We start from the raw sequence: 15,272 nt of genomic DNA, 5'->3' as shown, positions 1-15,272 counted from the left end.
CGAAACAAGGCCGTCAAAAACGACAAGCGCCGCTACAAACGGCGCAACCGCATCGAGATCATGTTCGGCCGCCTCAAGGACTGGCGACGGGTCGCGACGCGCTACGACCGATGCCCCAACGCCTTCTTCTCGGCCATCGCCCTCGTTGCCACCGTCATCTTCTGGCTTTGATCAGTGAGTCATCGTGTAATTGCGACTGCTTCCTCGGACCTCGGTTGAGGCGCACACTTCTGGTTGTCGAATCCTGAAGAAAGGAAGCAGCCGTGAAGCATTATGCCGGATTGGACCTGTCGATGGAAAGCACGCAGGTCTGCATTGTTGACGAAAATGGTCGCAAGCTTGTGTCGGAGAAGGTGGAAAGCTCCCCTGAGGCCATCGCCATGATGCTGGAGCGCTACGGCGCAATCGAGCGAGCCGTGATCGAAACGGGCCGCATGTCGCCTGCGATCTGCCTTGGTCTGCGCGAACTGGGCGTTCCGGTAGTATGCATTGACGCCCGCCAGGCGCATCAGAGTCTGAAGGCCATGAAGGCAAACAAGACCGACCCTCACGATGCTGCCGGTCTCGCGCAACTGGCGCGGACGGGCTTCTACAAGGAGGTGCACGTCAAATCACCGGCAGCGCATGGGGTTCGCAGCGCGATCACCGCGCGGAGCCATCTGGTGGAAGCGCGTGTCCGGCTCGACAACATGATCCGCGGGCTTTGCGCCACGTTTGGCTATCGCCCCGGGGCTGGACAAGGCAAGGCATCCCTAGAACGTATCATGCAGGCAGTACACATTCCGGGCCTTGGCGACGCTATTACGTCCTTGCTGTCCGTGCGCGCGGAGTTGGTCGAGCAGATCAAGGAAATGGACCGGCGACTGCGCATCATCGCCAGCCAGTCACAGGCCTGCGAAATCCTGATGACCATACCCGGTGTCGGCGTTCAGACCTCAGCCGCCTTCGCGGCTGCAGTCGATGATGCCGGACGCTTCCGGCAATCACGCAATGCCGGCGCGTATTTCGGCTTGGTACCCCGACGCCATCAGTCGGGTGAGCTCGACTGGACCGGCAGGATCACCAAGCAAGGTGACAGTATGGTGCGTAAGCTACTCTACGAAGCCGCCAACTCGATCCTCACTCGAAGCCGGGAGACTTTCGCCCTGAAGACATGGGCCATGAAGATCGCCAAGCGCCGAGGCCTCAAAAAGGCCCGCGTAGCCCTTGCCCGCCGCCTAGCGGTCATCATGCATGCCATGCTGCGCGATGGCACTTTGTTCCAGGCGTGAGGTAGGATAGAACCTGTTTGCCAGCGGTGAAGCATCAAAGCTAATCCGAGGGCGGTGTCCCGCGAGGGAACGCAGGGACGAACGATCTGCGAAGGTAGTCAGATGGGCCGAAAAGCCCGCGTCGAGTCAATGCAACGTTCGCCTCTGTGAGACCCGATACAGCACGACCAAGCTCCGGCTCGGCCAGTGCGGACAGATCCATGAAACCCTCAAGGGATCACACCGCCTAGCTCTGCAATTACAGATCCTGAGCCTACGGTGATCTTGAAGGAGACGACGCAACTCGGCGCTAATATGGTGGCATTCGCGCATTGGCATGGGATTTGAAAGGGTCAGCTCTACGCTTGGCACAAGCAATTGCTTCGAGGTTCTACGGGCAAAGTTCGTGCCCATCGGGTTGACGGCCACCGAGCCCCAGACGACATGACCTACATTGGCCGGACTCCACTCCGGCGCGCGGTGACTTCATGGCGTTGATCGACAGGTTATTCGAGAGAGAAGCGTCGGATTAGCGTTCAAGGTTATTAGCGAGCTTGAACTTTAAGACTGGCGCTGCCACCATCTGCGAAACAGTTGTGCGGCTGAATATCTGATAATGGCGTGGGAGTTTGCGGTCACTGCTCCAGCACAAATCGCGATGCATAATTAGCGGCAGAGAAAGCAATGGGTTGACCTCGGCGGCTATCCCATGCCTTACTTTATCACGTCGTTACGCGGGGAAATTCGGGGGAAGTCATGCGATTGGTCGCAAAAATATGCTTGAGCGTAATGCTGTTGGGAGCATCTGCATCCGCTTTGGGTACAGAAACCACCAGCTTCGCATACGATGCCCTTGGTCGCATCGCAGGATCGGTTGCCGACAGCGGATCGACCAATAAAACCACGACCATTTATCGCTATGATGCGGCAAACAATCGGCGCTTCGTCAATGTCGCAAAGCAAGATGGCACGCGGGTACCGATCTTTCGCTTCTACAACGGCTCCAAGCATTTCTACACGATGACCTATCTGGAAGGGCAAGGGGCTGGCTTCGGCTCAGAAGGCATTCCCTTTGCATCCCTACCGGGTGGCGGGACCGGCACTCAACCGCTGTATCGCTGCTATAACGCAGCCAATGCCGACCATTTCATTTCCGTCTCCAGCACCTGCGAAGGGGTTACATATGAGGGGCAGATGGGCTGGGCATACACAGCGTCAGGCACCGGGCGTAAGCCACTCTACCGTTTCTACAGCGCCACCCTCAAAGATCATCTCTTCACAACCAGTTATGATGAAGGCACGGCAGCCGGATATGCCTATGAATCCTTGCTTGGCTATGTCCTCTAGGCGGATGATCCGCTAACTGCGGCTGGCATCCTTCTCTCAACTTGAGTCGAAACACGGGTCACCTGTCAGTTCATCAGGATATCGCTGATAATGCCGATAATGCCGCGTCACTTTTATAAACATGTTATCAAAGCCGCATGGGCCGGAATGCTGGCGATTTCGACTGCTCCGACAGTCGCCCTTGCCCAGGAAGGCTATGGCGATCCCGCCGGCTCCGGTCCGATCGTAGGCGCGCTGCAATGGCTCCATGGCACTCTACTCGGCACGGTAGCAACCGTCGCCGCGGTAATCGCGGTCGCAGCGGTAGGCTTCATGATGCTGACCGGAAGGATGAACTGGCGCTATGGCGCGGTGGTGATCCTGGGCTGCTTCATCCTGTTCGGTGCCGCCAGCATCGTGGGCGGCATCCAGTCCACCGCCTCGGCCGGCTACTGACTTCATGGCCGGACTCGACCGCGATACACTGTTCGTGGCCCTCGCGCGGCCACAAATGTTCGCGGGCGTCACCTACAGCTTTTTCGTGATCAATGCGATCGTCACCACCGAACTGTTTCTGATCCTCAAATCCATCTGGGTACTGCTCGCAGCGCTCATCATCCATGGCATCGGCACACTCGCCTGCCTGCGCGAACCGCGCATCTTCGATCTATGGCTGGTCAAGGTTTCCCGCTGCCCCCGTATCCCCAATTATCGGCGCTGGCGTTGCAATTCCTATCATCCCTGAGCGCCACCGAAAAAGCCGCGCGGCGCGAACGATCGATCGGCAGCAGGCTACCCTATGCGGCGCAGATCGACGATCATACGCTGCTGACCCGCGATGGCATGATGATGCAGGTCGTCCATCTGGGCGGCTTCCTGTTCGAAACGGCCGACACGGACGAACTCAACTATCGCAAGGAACTTCGCGATGCGATGCTTCAGGCGATCGGTTCTTCGCGTTTTGCCCTCTATCATCATATCGTGCGCCGACGGGTCGATACGTCGCTGGAGGCCGATTTCCCCGACAGTTTCAGCGCCCGGCTGGATGACGCCTGGCGCGCGCGGCTCGGTGCGCGCCGCCTCTATGTCAATGATCTCTTTCTCACCATCATACGCCGCCCCTTGCAGGGGCGTGGCGGTATCGCAGACCGGCTTTCGCGCAAACTGACCGGATCGGGCGCGCTAGCGTCCGACCGCGCCGCCGACAAACGGGCGCTTGATACCGCGACCGAACAGATAGTCGCGGCACTGGGCCATTACCGCCCCCGCGTCCTTAGCGTCTATGACAGCGAACGCGGCCTCTATTCCGAGCCACTCGAATTTCTCTCCCTGATCCTCAATGGCGAGATGCGCCCGGTGCGCCTGCCCGAAGGCGATCTCGGCGAATATCTGCCCTATCGGCGGATCAGCTTCGGCCAGGACATGGTCGAACTGGCCGCAGCGGGCGATCGCCCCCGCGAGTTTCAGGCGCTGCTGTCGATCAAGGATTATCCCGGCAAGACCACGCCGGGGATGCTGGACGATCTGCTGCGCCTGCCCGTCGAGATGGTGGTGAGCCAGAGCTTCGGCTTTGTCGATCGGCAGGCAGGGCTTGGCCGCATGAACCTGGCGCTGCGCAGGATGCGCGCGTCCGACGACGAGGCGCTCAGCCTGCGGGGAGAACTGGGCACCGCCAAGGATGATCTTGCCGCAGGCCGGGCCGCCTTTGGCGAGCATCATCTGACCATCGCCGTGCGCGGCACGGACATGGATCTGGTCGACGCGCAGGTCGCCGAAGTCCAGTCGGGCCTCACCGATCTTGGCCTTATCGCCGTACGCGAGGATATCGGCCTTGAAGCGGCCTGGTGGGCGCAGTTCCCCGGCAACTTCCCCTATATCGCCCGGCGGGCGCTGATCTCGTCGCGCAACTTCGCGAGCCTGGCCAGCTACCATAATTTCCCGAGCGGCAAGGCCAGCGGCAATCATTGGGGTGATGCCGTCACCATGCTCGAATCGACGGCTGCCGGCCCCTATCATTTCAACTTCCATCAGGGCGATCTGGGCAACTTCACCGTCATCGGCCCATCAGGATCGGGCAAGACCGTCGTTCTCAATTTCCTGCTGGCCCAGGCCCGCAAATTCCATCCCCGGATCATCTTCTTCGACAAGGATCGCGGCGCCGAACTGTTCATCCGCGCGATCGGCGGCGTCTACGACATATTGCGGCCCGGCATGTCGGCCGCGCTCAACCCGCTCCAGATCGACGACACGCCCGACAATCGCCGTTTCCTGATCGATTGGCTGAGCCGTCTTGTGTCGCTCCCCGGCGACGCGCTGACGCCGCAGGAGATGCTCCATATCCAGGAAGCGGTGGACGCGAGCTATGGCGTGCCCCGTTCGCATCGCCGCCTGCGCTATGTCGCGCAATTGTTCCGGGGCAGCGAACGGCCCCATGCCAATGATCTCTGGTCGCGGCTGCGCCCCTGGTGGGGCGAGGGCGAACATGCCTGGCTGTTCGATCATGCAGCGGATCGGATCGATGTCGACGCGCCGACCATCGGCTTCGATATGACCCGCATCCTCGACACGCCGACCCTGCGCACGCCTGCGATGATGTATCTCTTCCATCGGGTAGAAGAACGGCTCGACGGCTCCCCTGCAATCATCGTCATCGATGAGGGCTGGAAGGCGCTCGACGATGATATCTTCGTCCACAAGATCAAGGATTGGGAAAAGACGATCCGCAAGCGCAACGGGCTTGTGGGCTTTGCGACCCAGAGCGCCGAAGACGCGCTGTCGAGCAAGATCGCCAGCGCGATCGTCGAACAGGCTGCAACCCAGATATTCATGGCCAATGCCAAGGCAAGGCGCGAGGATTATTGCGACGGCTTTGGCCTCACATCCCATGAATATGATCTGGTCCGCAGCCTCGCCGACAATGATCATTGCTTCCTGATCAAGCATGGCAATGACAGCGTCGTGGCGCGCCTCAATCTGAGCGGTGAAGCGGATATCCTCACCATATTGTCGGGCCGCGAACGCACCGTCCGACTGCTCGACGATATCCGGGCGCGTGTCGGCGACAATCCGCAAGCCTGGCTGCCTGAACTGCTCAAGGTCGCCTGATGGAAGGCTGCCCGCCCTTTGATGCGAGCCAGGGCTATGCCATGGCGCTCACCCACTATGTCGATTGCCAGGCCGCGCTGCTGGGCGAAGGGGGCTATGGCGCGCTGGCGGCGAACAATTCGCCGGTCGTCATGGCGCTGGGTGGCCTCCTCACCATATTGATCGCGATCCAGGGCTATCGGCTGTTGCTGGGCGATCAGCTCCATATCCGTGATGGCATCATGCTGGCGGCCAGGGTCGGGCTGGTTCTGGCCTTTGCCACCCAATGGTCGGCCTATCGCGCGGTCGTCTATAATCTGGTGATCGAAACGCCGCGCGAGATCGTCTCCATCCTGCCGGGGGCCGGTGGCGGTCCGGGTCGCAGCTTCCCCGCGCGGCTTCAGGGCAGCTATCAGACGATCGCCGAACTGACCCGGCCCTCGCATGATGCGCCGCCCGCGCCTGCAGCCAATCCGGCCGCAGCGCAGAATGGCGCAGCCCCTGCCTCTGCATCGGCCATGCCCGAGCCGATGGCCTTCTCTCTGGCGGGTAATCCCCTGCTGAGCGCGGCCGGCATCGTCCTGCTTGTTTCGGGCCTGGCCGTTCTCCTCTCGGTTCGCCTGCTTGCCGGACTGCTTCTGGCGCTTGGCCCCCTCTTCTTTGTCTGCCTGCTGTTCGATACGACACGCGGCCTGTTCGAAGGCTGGGTGCGCGCTCTGCTGGGCATTGCCATCGCCAGCATTACGACGTCCGTCCTGCTGGGTATCGAGATGTCGATCGTCGAACCGCAACTGGGCCATTTGATCGACGCCATGGCGGTCGGCACCCTGCCGGTCATGGCGCCGGGCGAGATATTGGCGACGGCGCTGATCTTTCTCATTGCCCTGCTGGTTGCCCTGCGCCTCTCCCTCAAGGTCGGGGCGGGCTTTCGCTTTCTCGACCATGGGCGCGCAATCGGCACGCGACTGTCCGAGCACTGGCAGCCATCACGCCCATCGCAGCCTCGCGAGCAGGACGGCCGCCTAGTCGCCATAGCGGCGCAAGAGGAAGGCCGCTCGCGCGCGGCGCTGATCTCGGACGCCATCGCGATCAGCGATCGGTGGAAGGCTCGTCCTTTATTGGCAGGCGATGGTCCAGCCGCCGCGCGACGCATGGCGCTGGCGGACGGACAGGCGCCTGAGCCGCCGCCAACGCCACTAGGACAGACCTACAGACGCACCGGCGCCCAGCGCAGAACGAAAAGCCTAAGCCAGCGGAACGGCCGGACATGATCGATAAGACAGGCAAGGCGGACAAGACCGCCATCGACAGGGAAGCCTATTATGCCCGCGCCATAAGCTGGGCGGAGGACGGGCAGGAACGGCTGCGCCAGTCGCGTCGCATCGCCTGGATCATCGCGGGTATGGCCTGCGGCATCGCCCTTCTGGCGATCCTCGCCATCGTTCTGATGATGCCGCTCAAGACCGTGGAATCCAATACGCTGCTGGTCGACCGCACGACGGGCTATGTCCAGTTGCTCAAGGGCGATGGCCGCCAGCGTCTGGCGCCCGATACGGCCCTTACCCAGTCGCTGCTCGCCCAATATGTGATTGCCCGCGAACAGTTCGACATCAACAGCATTCAGGCCGATTATCGCAAGGTCGGGCTCTGGTCGGCGGAACGGGCGCGCAGCGACTATATGGCGATGATGCCGGCCTCCAATCCGGCCAGCCCCTTCCAGCGTTTCCCCCGCACGACCCTGCTGGCTGTTCGGATCAAGAGCGTGTCGCCGCTCGGCCCCAATATCGCCCAGATACGCTTCGAAACCGAACGCCGGGATCAGGGGCAGGTGGACGGACCCAGACAGGCATGGGTCTCGATCGTCCGCTATCGTTTCATCGATGCGCCCATGGCCATGGAGGATCGGCTGATCAATCCGCTGGGCTTCCAGGTGCTGCGCTATCGCCGCGATCAGGAAGCGCCTGAGCCCATGACGGCGCCTGCAGGGACGACACCCAATGGCCTGCCGTCGCAAGCGGCAGTGCCGGCTGCGCCGCCCGCGCAGTCCCAGGCAAGTCGGCCATGATGCGCAAGGCGGCCATCTTCCTGTTCGCAATACTGGCCGCTCCGGCGCTGGCGGAGGTGCTGCCACAGCCCTCGCCGGGCGACCCGCGCATCCAGACGGTCGACTATGATGCCGATCAGGTGGTGCGGCTCAGTCTCCAGTCCGGCTTTACCGTGGCGCTTGAATTTGCGGCCGACGAGCGGGTCGAGAATGTTGCGATCGGCGAAGGCGATGGCTGGAAAGTGACGCCCAACAAGCGGGCCGACCATCTCTTCATCAAGCCCACCGACGGCGCCACCGACACCAATCTTATCGTCCTGACCGATGCACGGCGCTACAGCTTCCTGCTCTCGGCAGGGTCGAACATGGGCATTACCCCCTATATCGTGCGCTTCCGCTATGCCGGCATCGACATGGCGCCGCCGACGGTGGTGAGCGAGAGCCATGCCGTCTATCGCATCCGTGGTGCAAAGGAACTGATCCCGAGCAGCATGTCCGACGATGGGCTGGCAACGATGATCCGCTGGCCGGCCGATGTCGCCATTCCCGCTGTCTATGCGATCGATGCCCAAGGGGATGAGACGCTGGTCAATGGCGCGATGCGCGAGGGGGCATTCGTGGTCGACGCCATCGCCCCGCGCTTCGTCTTCCGCGCGGGCAAGCGCAAGGCGGTCGCCACACGCCAGAGCGCGGTGGAACAGCCATGACCGGGCCGCAGGATGATCCCCGCCCGACCTTGGCAGACCGCGATGTCCGCCCGCGCGTGCGCACGCCCTCGCCTGGCCTTTCGGGCCTTGCCATAGCCGCCCTCTGCGCCGTGCTGGCCATCCCCCTCTTCCTGATCCTCGATGCCAATCGGCGTGGCAAGCAGCAGCGTAGCGAGGCGGGCGCGCCGGCACAGGTCGGCATCCTGTCGCCGCAGCCGCTGGCCTTGCCGCCCGCGCTACCAGAGCCTGCACAGCCGCCGCTGCAACTGACCAGCGAACCAGCCATGGCGCCAGTTCCCATGCGGCCCGCCGCCAGTCAGCAAGCGGCAAGTCCTGCGGCCGCCATGTCCTACATGCCCCCTGCTCCACTCTCCGCCCCTGCGCGCGCGAAGGCCGAGGGCGATGATTCTCCGCTGATCATCGATCTGGGAATGGGCGACGGCCTGGGCAATGCATCGGCGGCGGCCAGTGGCGCGGGCGACGATCAGGCGGTACGCGCCAGCGTCATCCGCAATCGCGCCAATCTCGTGCCGCAAGGCTCGATGATCAGCGCGGTTCTCGAAACGCCGATCGACAGCCGCCGCCCTGGTCTGGTGCGGGCGGTCGTCTCACGCGATGCGCGCGGCTTCGATGGTAGCCGGGTTCTTATCCCGCGTGGTAGCCGCCTGATTGGCGAGGCAACGGGCGACGTCAAATCGGGGCAGAAGCGCGTGCTGGTGAACTGGACCCGCCTCATCCGGCCCGATGGTGTCGCCATCCGTATCGGATCGCCTGCCGCCGATGTGCTGGGCGGCGCCGGCATTCGCGGCAAGGTCAATAACCATGTCCTAGAGCGCGTCACCAATGCCGTGCTGCAGTCGGCGTTGACGGTTGGCGTCAACGTCGCCTCGCGCACCAACAGCAATAATTCCGTGATCGTCGGCCTGCCGGGCCAGGTCGGTTCGAGCGTCCAGAATATCCTGCCCAATGTCGATAGCGCGCCGACCATCAAGGTGGCCTCCGGCGCGGAGATCTCGGTGTTCGTTGCCCGCGATCTCGACTTTAGCGGCACGGGCCTGCGCCGATGAGTCAGCCGGTCGACGGGACAGAGGAAGCTCACAGCAGACCTCTGTCTGATTTTCCGTTTCTCGACGCCTATCTGGCGCCGATCTCGGCCGTGCTGGTCCAGCCCGACGTCACCGATATCTATATCAATCATCCCGGCGAAATATGGATCGAACGGCTGGGCGGCGGCATCGTTCGGGAAGAGGTGCCAGCGCTTACCGAGCCAAGCCTCTGGCGGCTTGCAAGACAGATTGCCAGCCTGTCGCATCAGGGCATCAATCGCGAACATCCGCTGCTGGCCGCGCGGCTGCCCGATGGATCACGCGTCCAGATCGTCGCGCCGCCCGCCACGCGCGGGCCGCTGGCGCTGGCGATCCGTCGCCATGTGTCGGCCAACCTCACCTTGGCCGACTATGCCAGCAGCGGCGCCTTCGATGCGCCGGAAGAGCCGATCGACGATCAGGCGCTCGCAAGCATGGATGATAGGGTAGCCCTGCTGGCGCAGGCGGTGCGGTCACGCAAGACCATCCTTATCTCGGGCGGCACCTCGACCGGCAAGACCACTTTCCTCAACGCGCTGATCCGCGAGATACCGCCCGATGAGCGGCTGATCCTGATCGAGGACACGCCCGAGTTGCAGGTCGATCATGCCAATGCGGTCGGACTGGTTGCGGTAAAGGGCGAGCTTGGCGAGGCCAGGGTTACGGCGGACGATCTGCTGCAAGCGTCTCTGCGTATGCGGCCCGACCGGATCATCCTTGGCGAGTTGCGCGGCAGCGAGGCCTATACCTTCCTGCGGGCCATCAATACCGGCCATCCCGGTTCCATGACCACCATCCATGCCGACAGCCCGGCTAAGGCGATCGAGCAGTTGGCGCTCATCATCCTTCAATCGGGCACGCGCCTTAGCCGGGACGATATCGCTTATTATATCCGCGAGACGGTCGATCTGTTCGTGCAGTTGGAACGGCGTGGCGGCAGGCGGTTCATTCGCACTTTGGTCGACAAAAGCGATCTTTAACGATCACCAATCCTGCGGCAGGGCTGCGCCGGCATAGGGATCGTAATTTTCCGGGGGCCGTGGTGGCGGGGCCGTGACTTCGGGTTCGATCGTCGGGCCTGCCCCAGCGGACGACATGGATGTGGCCGGGATCATCAGTCCCGCCGCGATAACCGGCGCGCCAAAAAGCAGGAAGCAGCCCATCAGGGTGCGCAAGCCTTGGCGCCAGTTCAGGCGGCCGTCGAGCAGCAGGAACCCGAAAATGGCGACCGCCAGCGTGGCCGCTACGGTCGCAACGCTGCCAAGCAACAGTTGCTGCACCCAGCCAATGGCGGCGGCAAGGCCGGTCGGCATCATGGCTCACTGCTCTCCAGACAAGTTGACTGGATCAAGGCAAAGGGTTGGGGCTGCGCAGGCATGTCGGTTGCGTCGTCCTCTGCCGGATGGTCACGGCCCATGCATAGCCGCATCCATCAGAGACGCAAAGGAATGTGCGGTTCTGGCATAGATAGGGATCAGCGCGCCTCTTTGCCTACGGCACGGGCGGGACGCAAAAAGGCAATCGAGCATTGCACGTCATTGCGCACCCGGACCACGCCTTCGACGGAAAGATGATCGACGCAGATTTTGACGATGGCGTCCTTGCCCGGAATATAGCTGCCCAATATCTTCGCGCTGCCGCGATGCAGTTTCTTGATGCGGATATCGACAAGGGTTGGACCGACTTTCAACATGGCGGCCGGCAGTCGCTGCCCTTTGAGCCTTTCATAGAGGATACCGGCATCCATATGCATGTCTCCACCCGAAGCGCCGCAAGAAGCGATCCATGCGCGCTGTCCCAAGCTATGACGGGCTTATTGTAGCCGTCACGTCCTGCAACGCCTAATCCGGCCAGGCCGTGCCATATGTGCGCTCGTCCCCAGCATCATGACGCAGTCGCTGGCGTCACCGCGATCGTACAGCGCAAGGATTTGCCGGCTTTGGCGGCAGCCTTCCGGCAATCTTTGAGGATCGTGCGATTCTCTCTCCACAGGCTGGCGGCCTCCTCAACCATTTGCCAGGCTTGCGGGCTATCGGCCTGCATCATGCGGATGCCTGCATCCCACAGGGTCGCCTCGCCCATAATCTGCCGGGCCATGGTTTCCGACACATGCCAGCTGCCGGGCATGGCGCGCGCGACGAGGCCCGGCACGAATGCCCAGAGCAGCATGCCCGCAAACATTCCGCCTGTGGCCGACCACAACAGGTGCCGCCGCAAATCGGCTTTCGATGCGGCCCGGCCGAGCAGATATTCCATTCGGCCAGCCGCCTTGTCGATGCGCTCTTTCGCCTGAGCAATGGTCGCGGCATCCTGTTCACGCGCCCGATTGCCTGCCACCATGATCTTCTGCGCAATCGCGTCCGGGGTCAGCTCCAGTGCCGGACGACGCGCGAGCGTGGCGAGCGACTGCCGGGTCTTGTCGATCAGGAAGGCGATCTCGCCCAATGTCTCGCTATAATCGGGTATAGCCTCGCGACCGGCGACCAGGGTGGCGATGGCCGCTTCGAGCCTTTCCACTTTTTCGCCAAGCTCCGCGAAGGCGAGCGCAGCCGGATCGGGTTCATCATCGGCGCCATGGCCCGGCAAATCACTATCCAAGCGCCCGTCTCCTATCTGTCGATGCCACGGCCACGAGGCGCCTCCCTGTCGATGCCAATGCTGCGAGAGAGTTCCTGCGCCAGCGGGCGGCGACTCTCGCCGTCGGTCCCCAGTTCCTCGCGTCGTCCGCCCAGCACGCGCTCCAGAATTTGGTCGCGCCGAAGGCCCTTTGCCATGTCGGCCATCCGCTCGCTGACCTCGCGCGCGCCGCGCCAGTCTCCATCGCGCTGCAACTCTTCGCGATGCAGCCCCAATTGCTGCCAGCCCTCCACGAACCGGTCCGCTCGCAGATGGGGATCGCGGCGGATATCCGCTTCGATCCGCATCGCCTGCAATGCATCACGAACCCGTCCATCGGCGGCGTCCGGCACGAGAGCGGGGTCACGCTGATAGGCGCGTTCCATATCGCTTGCGCCATATTGGACGGCCCGGTTCAGTGCCACCCGCGCCTTGTCGAGTTCGGTGCGCTGGTGCGGAAGCAGGGGAAGCCCCTGATCCTGCATCTTCCAGATGCTCGCGACAGCGCGGGCGTGGCGCTGTACGGCAAGCTTCTTCTCCCGCTCGGGGTCACTGTGTGCGGCGTCCGCCATGCGTATGGGCGGCATGTCGGGTCGGAACCCGACAAGGGCGCCGCGCCGTGAGGGAGAAGGAGACGCGGCCGCGCCAGGTGCCACCTGCGGCTCCATCTCTCCTTCCCTGCTCTGATTGCGCAGAGCAGCGCGCAATCCGTCGAACAGACCCCGCGCCTTTCTGGCGCCGCTACGCACCAGATCAACGGCCAGTGCGCGCCAGTCGATCCCCCGTCGTTCAGCAAAGGCTCTTGCCTGCATGGCGGCATCATCCGTTGGGGCCTGACCTCTTTCATGGTCGCTCGCCATATCCTTCGTCCGCTCGCGCGACAGGATGCGCACAAGGCGGGCCTGATCCCGAAAATCATCGCCACCATAGTGGAGATCGACGCCGTCGCGGTGGCGGGACAGGGCGACATAGGCGCCATGGCGATCCATGCCCGGCGTCGCCAGCACATGTGCCCGGTCCACGGTCATTCCCTGCGCCTTATGGATGGTGGCGGCATAGCCATGGTCGAAATGATGATAGTCCTTGATATCGAAACCTATGGCGCGGGCGTCATCGGTGCGGACGAGCATATGCCCCTCGCTGACCTGTTCGATGGTGCCGAGCGTGCCGTTCTTGACCTCCAGACTGCGCTCATTGCGCAGGAACATGATACGGTCACCCGATGCGAACAGTCTGTCGCCGCGTTCGGTCCTGACCTGGACATCCCTGCCCAGTGCACCAGCGGCGCGCATCGCGTCGCGCGCCGCTAGATTGAGGTCGCGCACCTCGGCATTGGTGTGGGTCAGGATGATCCGGCTGGCTTGCGGGTCTGCCCGCCGATCGCGATCCCAGCGCGCGACCAGATCGCGCCGCGCATCCTCGCGCGTCTCTGCCGGATGCACCATCGCCTTGTCGACATAGGCCGCAATCGCCTCGCCGGTCCGACCGGTCGCCAGATGGCGGGTGGCATCCTGCTGCCAGGGCGCATGCTGGCGGCGGACCTGGGTAATCTCGACCCCGCCATGGCGTTCATGCAGCGCACGGAATGCCGCACCGGCCTCGATCGATTGCAATTGCTGCGGATCGCCAACCAGCACGACCTTCGCGCCTGCGCTGGCGGCATAAGACAGCACTCGCTCCATCTGCCGCGTGCCCACCATGCCTGCCTCATCGATCACGAGTATGTCACGATCGGTCAGAAGTTCGCGCCCCTTTGCCCAGCCATGCTCCAGGCTGGCGATGGTGCGCGATGCGATGCCTGATCCATTTTCCAGCCCTTCAGCGGCAATGCCCGCCAGGGCCGCGCCGCGCACCTCAAAGCCTGCCTCTTCCCATGCTTGCCGGGCTATCCCCAGCATCGCGCTCTTGCCGGTCCCGGCATAGCCGATCACCAGGCTCAAACCCTGCGGGTTGGTGACATGATCGAAGGCATCGCGCTGCTCACCGCTGAGGGCGAGGCCACGTTCCGCTGCATGTGCGAGTGCCACATCGCGGTCCTTTTGCCTGACCTGATGTTGCACGCGCTGGGCCATGCGTTCAGCGGCCTGGTACAAGCGCTGTTCGGTTTCGATCATCTGCCGCGTGGTGAACCGGTCCTCGCCGCGCCCGTCCCTTCCCAGCGCGATAAGGTCCGGCGCCGCGCGGACAGCCTGCATGGCGGCGTTGAACTGCTCCTGCCCGTCGCTGTGGCGATGAAGGAACATGGCGAGATCACGGCGGGTAAAGCTGGCCTGTCCATGGGTGATCGCATCCAGGGCAATGTTCGGATCGGCAATGATGCGATCCCCATTCTCCCGCGCGATCGCGCGGTGCATCTCCGCCCGGTCGGCTTCCAGCCCCTGCGCATCCATTCGATGCGCCGGACCGCCAATCTTGCTTTGCGGGTCGAGGTCGATGCCCTGAGCGCCAAGGCTGCGATGATCGATGCGCGCGTCGATATCCAGTTCGGCGAGGCGCTGATTGACATGGCTTGCCCAGCTTTCGCGCCAGCGCTCGACATTCTCATTGGCGTTCCACTCGCGCACCTTCCTGCCAAAGCCGTCCGGACCGACTGCACGCATGGTGAGCATCACATGGGCATGGGGCCGCGCTTCGCCGTCGCTCCCGATATCCCAATGGACGTTGAGGTCGGCAATCATCCCGCGCGCGACAAATTGGGCGGACACGAAATCGCGGGCCAGTGCGATCCCCTGCGCCTTGTTCATCTCGCGGGGGATCGCAAATTCTATCTCTCGGGCAAGCTGGGCATCCTTGCGCTTCTCCGCCGCCTCGACCGCATTCCAGAGGGTCTGGCGATCGGACAGGTGTTCGGGTGCCCCCTCAGGCAACAATATCTCGCTATGCTCGACGCCCGAGCGCGCGCGGAAATCATGGTCGCGGTCGAGGCGCTCGTCATGCAGCCTTTCTCCCGCCCGATAGGCGGCCGCCGCCACGGCGCTGCGGCCCGCTGCGCGGCTGATGACCTGGACGGAGAAATGGAAGATCGCCATGACGATCCTCCATCTACTGGAGCAAAGCGCACGTCGGAACGACGTATAAGCGCGCCCTTCTCGAAATTTTCTCGGACGGGACTAGGCGGTGTCAGCCTGTCCCGGCGACCTTGCTGTCTTGTCCTGACGCC

15 protein-coding genes are annotated in these 15,272 nt (G+C 63.1%); 11 read left to right on the top strand and 4 right to left on the bottom strand.

Annotation, left to right across the window (positions count from 1 at the left end):
* The 11 genes from BMX92_RS24785 to virB11 all read left to right on the top strand — a co-directional run.
* Positions 1 to 171: transposase (locus BMX92_RS24785; protein ID WP_143066899.1), on the top strand; the 171-nt coding region annotated here is incomplete at its 5' end.
* A gap of 92 nt (positions 172 to 263) precedes the next feature.
* Positions 264 to 1,271, top strand: coding sequence for an IS110 family transposase (locus tag BMX92_RS24780; RefSeq protein ID WP_093021780.1), 1,008 nt, complete (start codon positions 264 to 266; stop codon positions 1,269 to 1,271).
* A gap of 768 nt (positions 1,272 to 2,039) precedes the next feature.
* Positions 2,040 to 2,597, top strand: coding sequence for a hypothetical protein (locus BMX92_RS24775; RefSeq protein ID WP_093021777.1), 558 nt, complete (start codon positions 2,040 to 2,042; stop codon positions 2,595 to 2,597).
* A gap of 99 nt (positions 2,598 to 2,696) precedes the next feature.
* The gene (locus BMX92_RS24770) at positions 2,697 to 3,032 is read left to right on the top strand and encodes a TrbC/VirB2 family protein (protein WP_093021774.1); all 336 of its coding nucleotides are present in this window, start codon (positions 2,697 to 2,699) and stop codon (positions 3,030 to 3,032) included.
* Between the two features lie 4 nt (positions 3,033 to 3,036).
* Positions 3,037 to 3,321 carry a type IV secretion system protein VirB3 gene (locus BMX92_RS24765; RefSeq protein WP_093021771.1) on the top strand — a complete coding sequence of 95 codons (285 nt, stop codon included), beginning with the start codon at positions 3,037 to 3,039 and terminating at the stop codon, positions 3,319 to 3,321.
* Positions 3,300 to 5,681: a VirB4 family type IV secretion/conjugal transfer ATPase gene (locus BMX92_RS24760; protein ID WP_218145849.1), complete on the top strand. Its 2,382-nt coding sequence runs from the start codon at positions 3,300 to 3,302 to the stop codon at positions 5,679 to 5,681. Before BMX92_RS24765 ends, BMX92_RS24760 begins: the two co-directional genes overlap by 22 nt.
* Positions 5,681 to 6,931, top strand: coding sequence for a type IV secretion system protein (locus BMX92_RS24755; protein WP_093021768.1), 1,251 nt, complete (start codon positions 5,681 to 5,683; stop codon positions 6,929 to 6,931). Before BMX92_RS24760 ends, BMX92_RS24755 begins: the two co-directional genes overlap by 1 nt.
* Entirely contained in the window at positions 6,928 to 7,725 is a 798-nt protein-coding gene (locus tag BMX92_RS24750; RefSeq protein WP_093021765.1) for a virB8 family protein, read from the top strand. Before BMX92_RS24755 ends, BMX92_RS24750 begins: the two co-directional genes overlap by 4 nt.
* Positions 7,722 to 8,411: a TrbG/VirB9 family P-type conjugative transfer protein gene (locus tag BMX92_RS24745; protein WP_093021762.1), complete on the top strand. Its 690-nt coding sequence runs from the start codon at positions 7,722 to 7,724 to the stop codon at positions 8,409 to 8,411. Before BMX92_RS24750 ends, BMX92_RS24745 begins: the two co-directional genes overlap by 4 nt.
* Positions 8,408 to 9,478: a TrbI/VirB10 family protein gene (locus BMX92_RS28240; protein WP_256213610.1), complete on the top strand. Its 1,071-nt coding sequence runs from the start codon at positions 8,408 to 8,410 to the stop codon at positions 9,476 to 9,478. The genes BMX92_RS24745 and BMX92_RS28240 overlap by 4 nt, the downstream gene beginning before the upstream one ends.
* A complete protein-coding gene (gene virB11 / locus BMX92_RS24735; RefSeq protein WP_093021759.1) occupies positions 9,475 to 10,476 on the top strand; it encodes a P-type DNA transfer ATPase VirB11 in 1,002 nt (333 codons plus the stop codon). Before BMX92_RS28240 ends, virB11 begins: the two co-directional genes overlap by 4 nt.
* A 3-nt stretch (positions 10,477 to 10,479) precedes the next feature.
* Here virB11 and BMX92_RS24730 read toward each other — a convergent pair whose 3' ends face one another.
* From BMX92_RS24730 to traA, 4 genes are all read right to left on the bottom strand, one after another.
* Complete coding sequence (locus BMX92_RS24730; RefSeq protein ID WP_093021756.1) at positions 10,480 to 10,812, bottom strand: TrbC/VirB2 family protein; 333 nt, start codon at positions 10,810 to 10,812, stop codon at positions 10,480 to 10,482.
* Between the two features lie 158 nt (positions 10,813 to 10,970).
* Positions 10,971 to 11,243, bottom strand: a complete 273-nt coding sequence (locus BMX92_RS24725) for a hypothetical protein (protein WP_143066897.1) — start codon at positions 11,241 to 11,243, stop codon at positions 10,971 to 10,973.
* Between the two features lie 137 nt (positions 11,244 to 11,380).
* Positions 11,381 to 12,094: a DUF6118 family protein gene (locus BMX92_RS24720; RefSeq protein ID WP_143066896.1), complete on the bottom strand. Its 714-nt coding sequence runs from the start codon at positions 12,092 to 12,094 to the stop codon at positions 11,381 to 11,383.
* A gap of 11 nt (positions 12,095 to 12,105) precedes the next feature.
* Positions 12,106 to 15,141: a Ti-type conjugative transfer relaxase TraA gene (gene traA / locus BMX92_RS24715; protein ID WP_093021747.1), complete on the bottom strand. Its 3,036-nt coding sequence runs from the start codon at positions 15,139 to 15,141 to the stop codon at positions 12,106 to 12,108.
* Between the last annotated feature and the right edge of the window lie 131 nt (positions 15,142 to 15,272).

Origin of the sequence: Sphingobium sp. YR768, assembly GCF_900111125.1 — a bacterium.
In the GTDB taxonomy this organism is placed as follows: domain Bacteria; phylum Pseudomonadota; class Alphaproteobacteria; order Sphingomonadales; family Sphingomonadaceae; genus Sphingobium.
The sequence above is the reverse complement of the archived record's forward strand: the minus strand, read 5'-3'. Positions and strand labels throughout refer to the sequence as shown.

Bases quoted from the DNA above. Each gene is read 5' to 3' on its own strand.
- virB11 (WP_093021759.1), top strand. From the start codon at position 9,475: ATGAGTCAGCCGGTCGACGGGACAGAGGAAGCTCACAGCAGACCTCTG.
- BMX92_RS24745 (WP_093021762.1), top strand. From the start codon at position 7,722: ATGATGCGCAAGGCGGCCATCTTCCTGTTCGCAATACTGGCCGCTCCG.
- BMX92_RS28240 (WP_256213610.1), top strand. From the start codon at position 8,408: ATGACCGGGCCGCAGGATGATCCCCGCCCGACCTTGGCAGACCGCGAT.
- BMX92_RS24730 (WP_093021756.1), bottom strand. From the start codon at position 10,812: ATGATGCCGACCGGCCTTGCCGCCGCCATTGGCTGGGTGCAGCAACTG.
- BMX92_RS24750 (WP_093021765.1), top strand. From the start codon at position 6,928: ATGATCGATAAGACAGGCAAGGCGGACAAGACCGCCATCGACAGGGAA.
- BMX92_RS24725 (WP_143066897.1), bottom strand. From the start codon at position 11,243: ATGGATGCCGGTATCCTCTATGAAAGGCTCAAAGGGCAGCGACTGCCG.
- BMX92_RS24755 (WP_093021768.1), top strand. From the start codon at position 5,681: ATGGAAGGCTGCCCGCCCTTTGATGCGAGCCAGGGCTATGCCATGGCG.
- BMX92_RS24775 (WP_093021777.1), top strand. From the start codon at position 2,040: ATGCTGTTGGGAGCATCTGCATCCGCTTTGGGTACAGAAACCACCAGC.
- BMX92_RS24770 (WP_093021774.1), top strand. From the start codon at position 2,697: ATGCCGCGTCACTTTTATAAACATGTTATCAAAGCCGCATGGGCCGGA.
- BMX92_RS24765 (WP_093021771.1), top strand. From the start codon at position 3,037: ATGGCCGGACTCGACCGCGATACACTGTTCGTGGCCCTCGCGCGGCCA.
- traA (WP_093021747.1), bottom strand. From the start codon at position 15,141: ATGGCGATCTTCCATTTCTCCGTCCAGGTCATCAGCCGCGCAGCGGGC.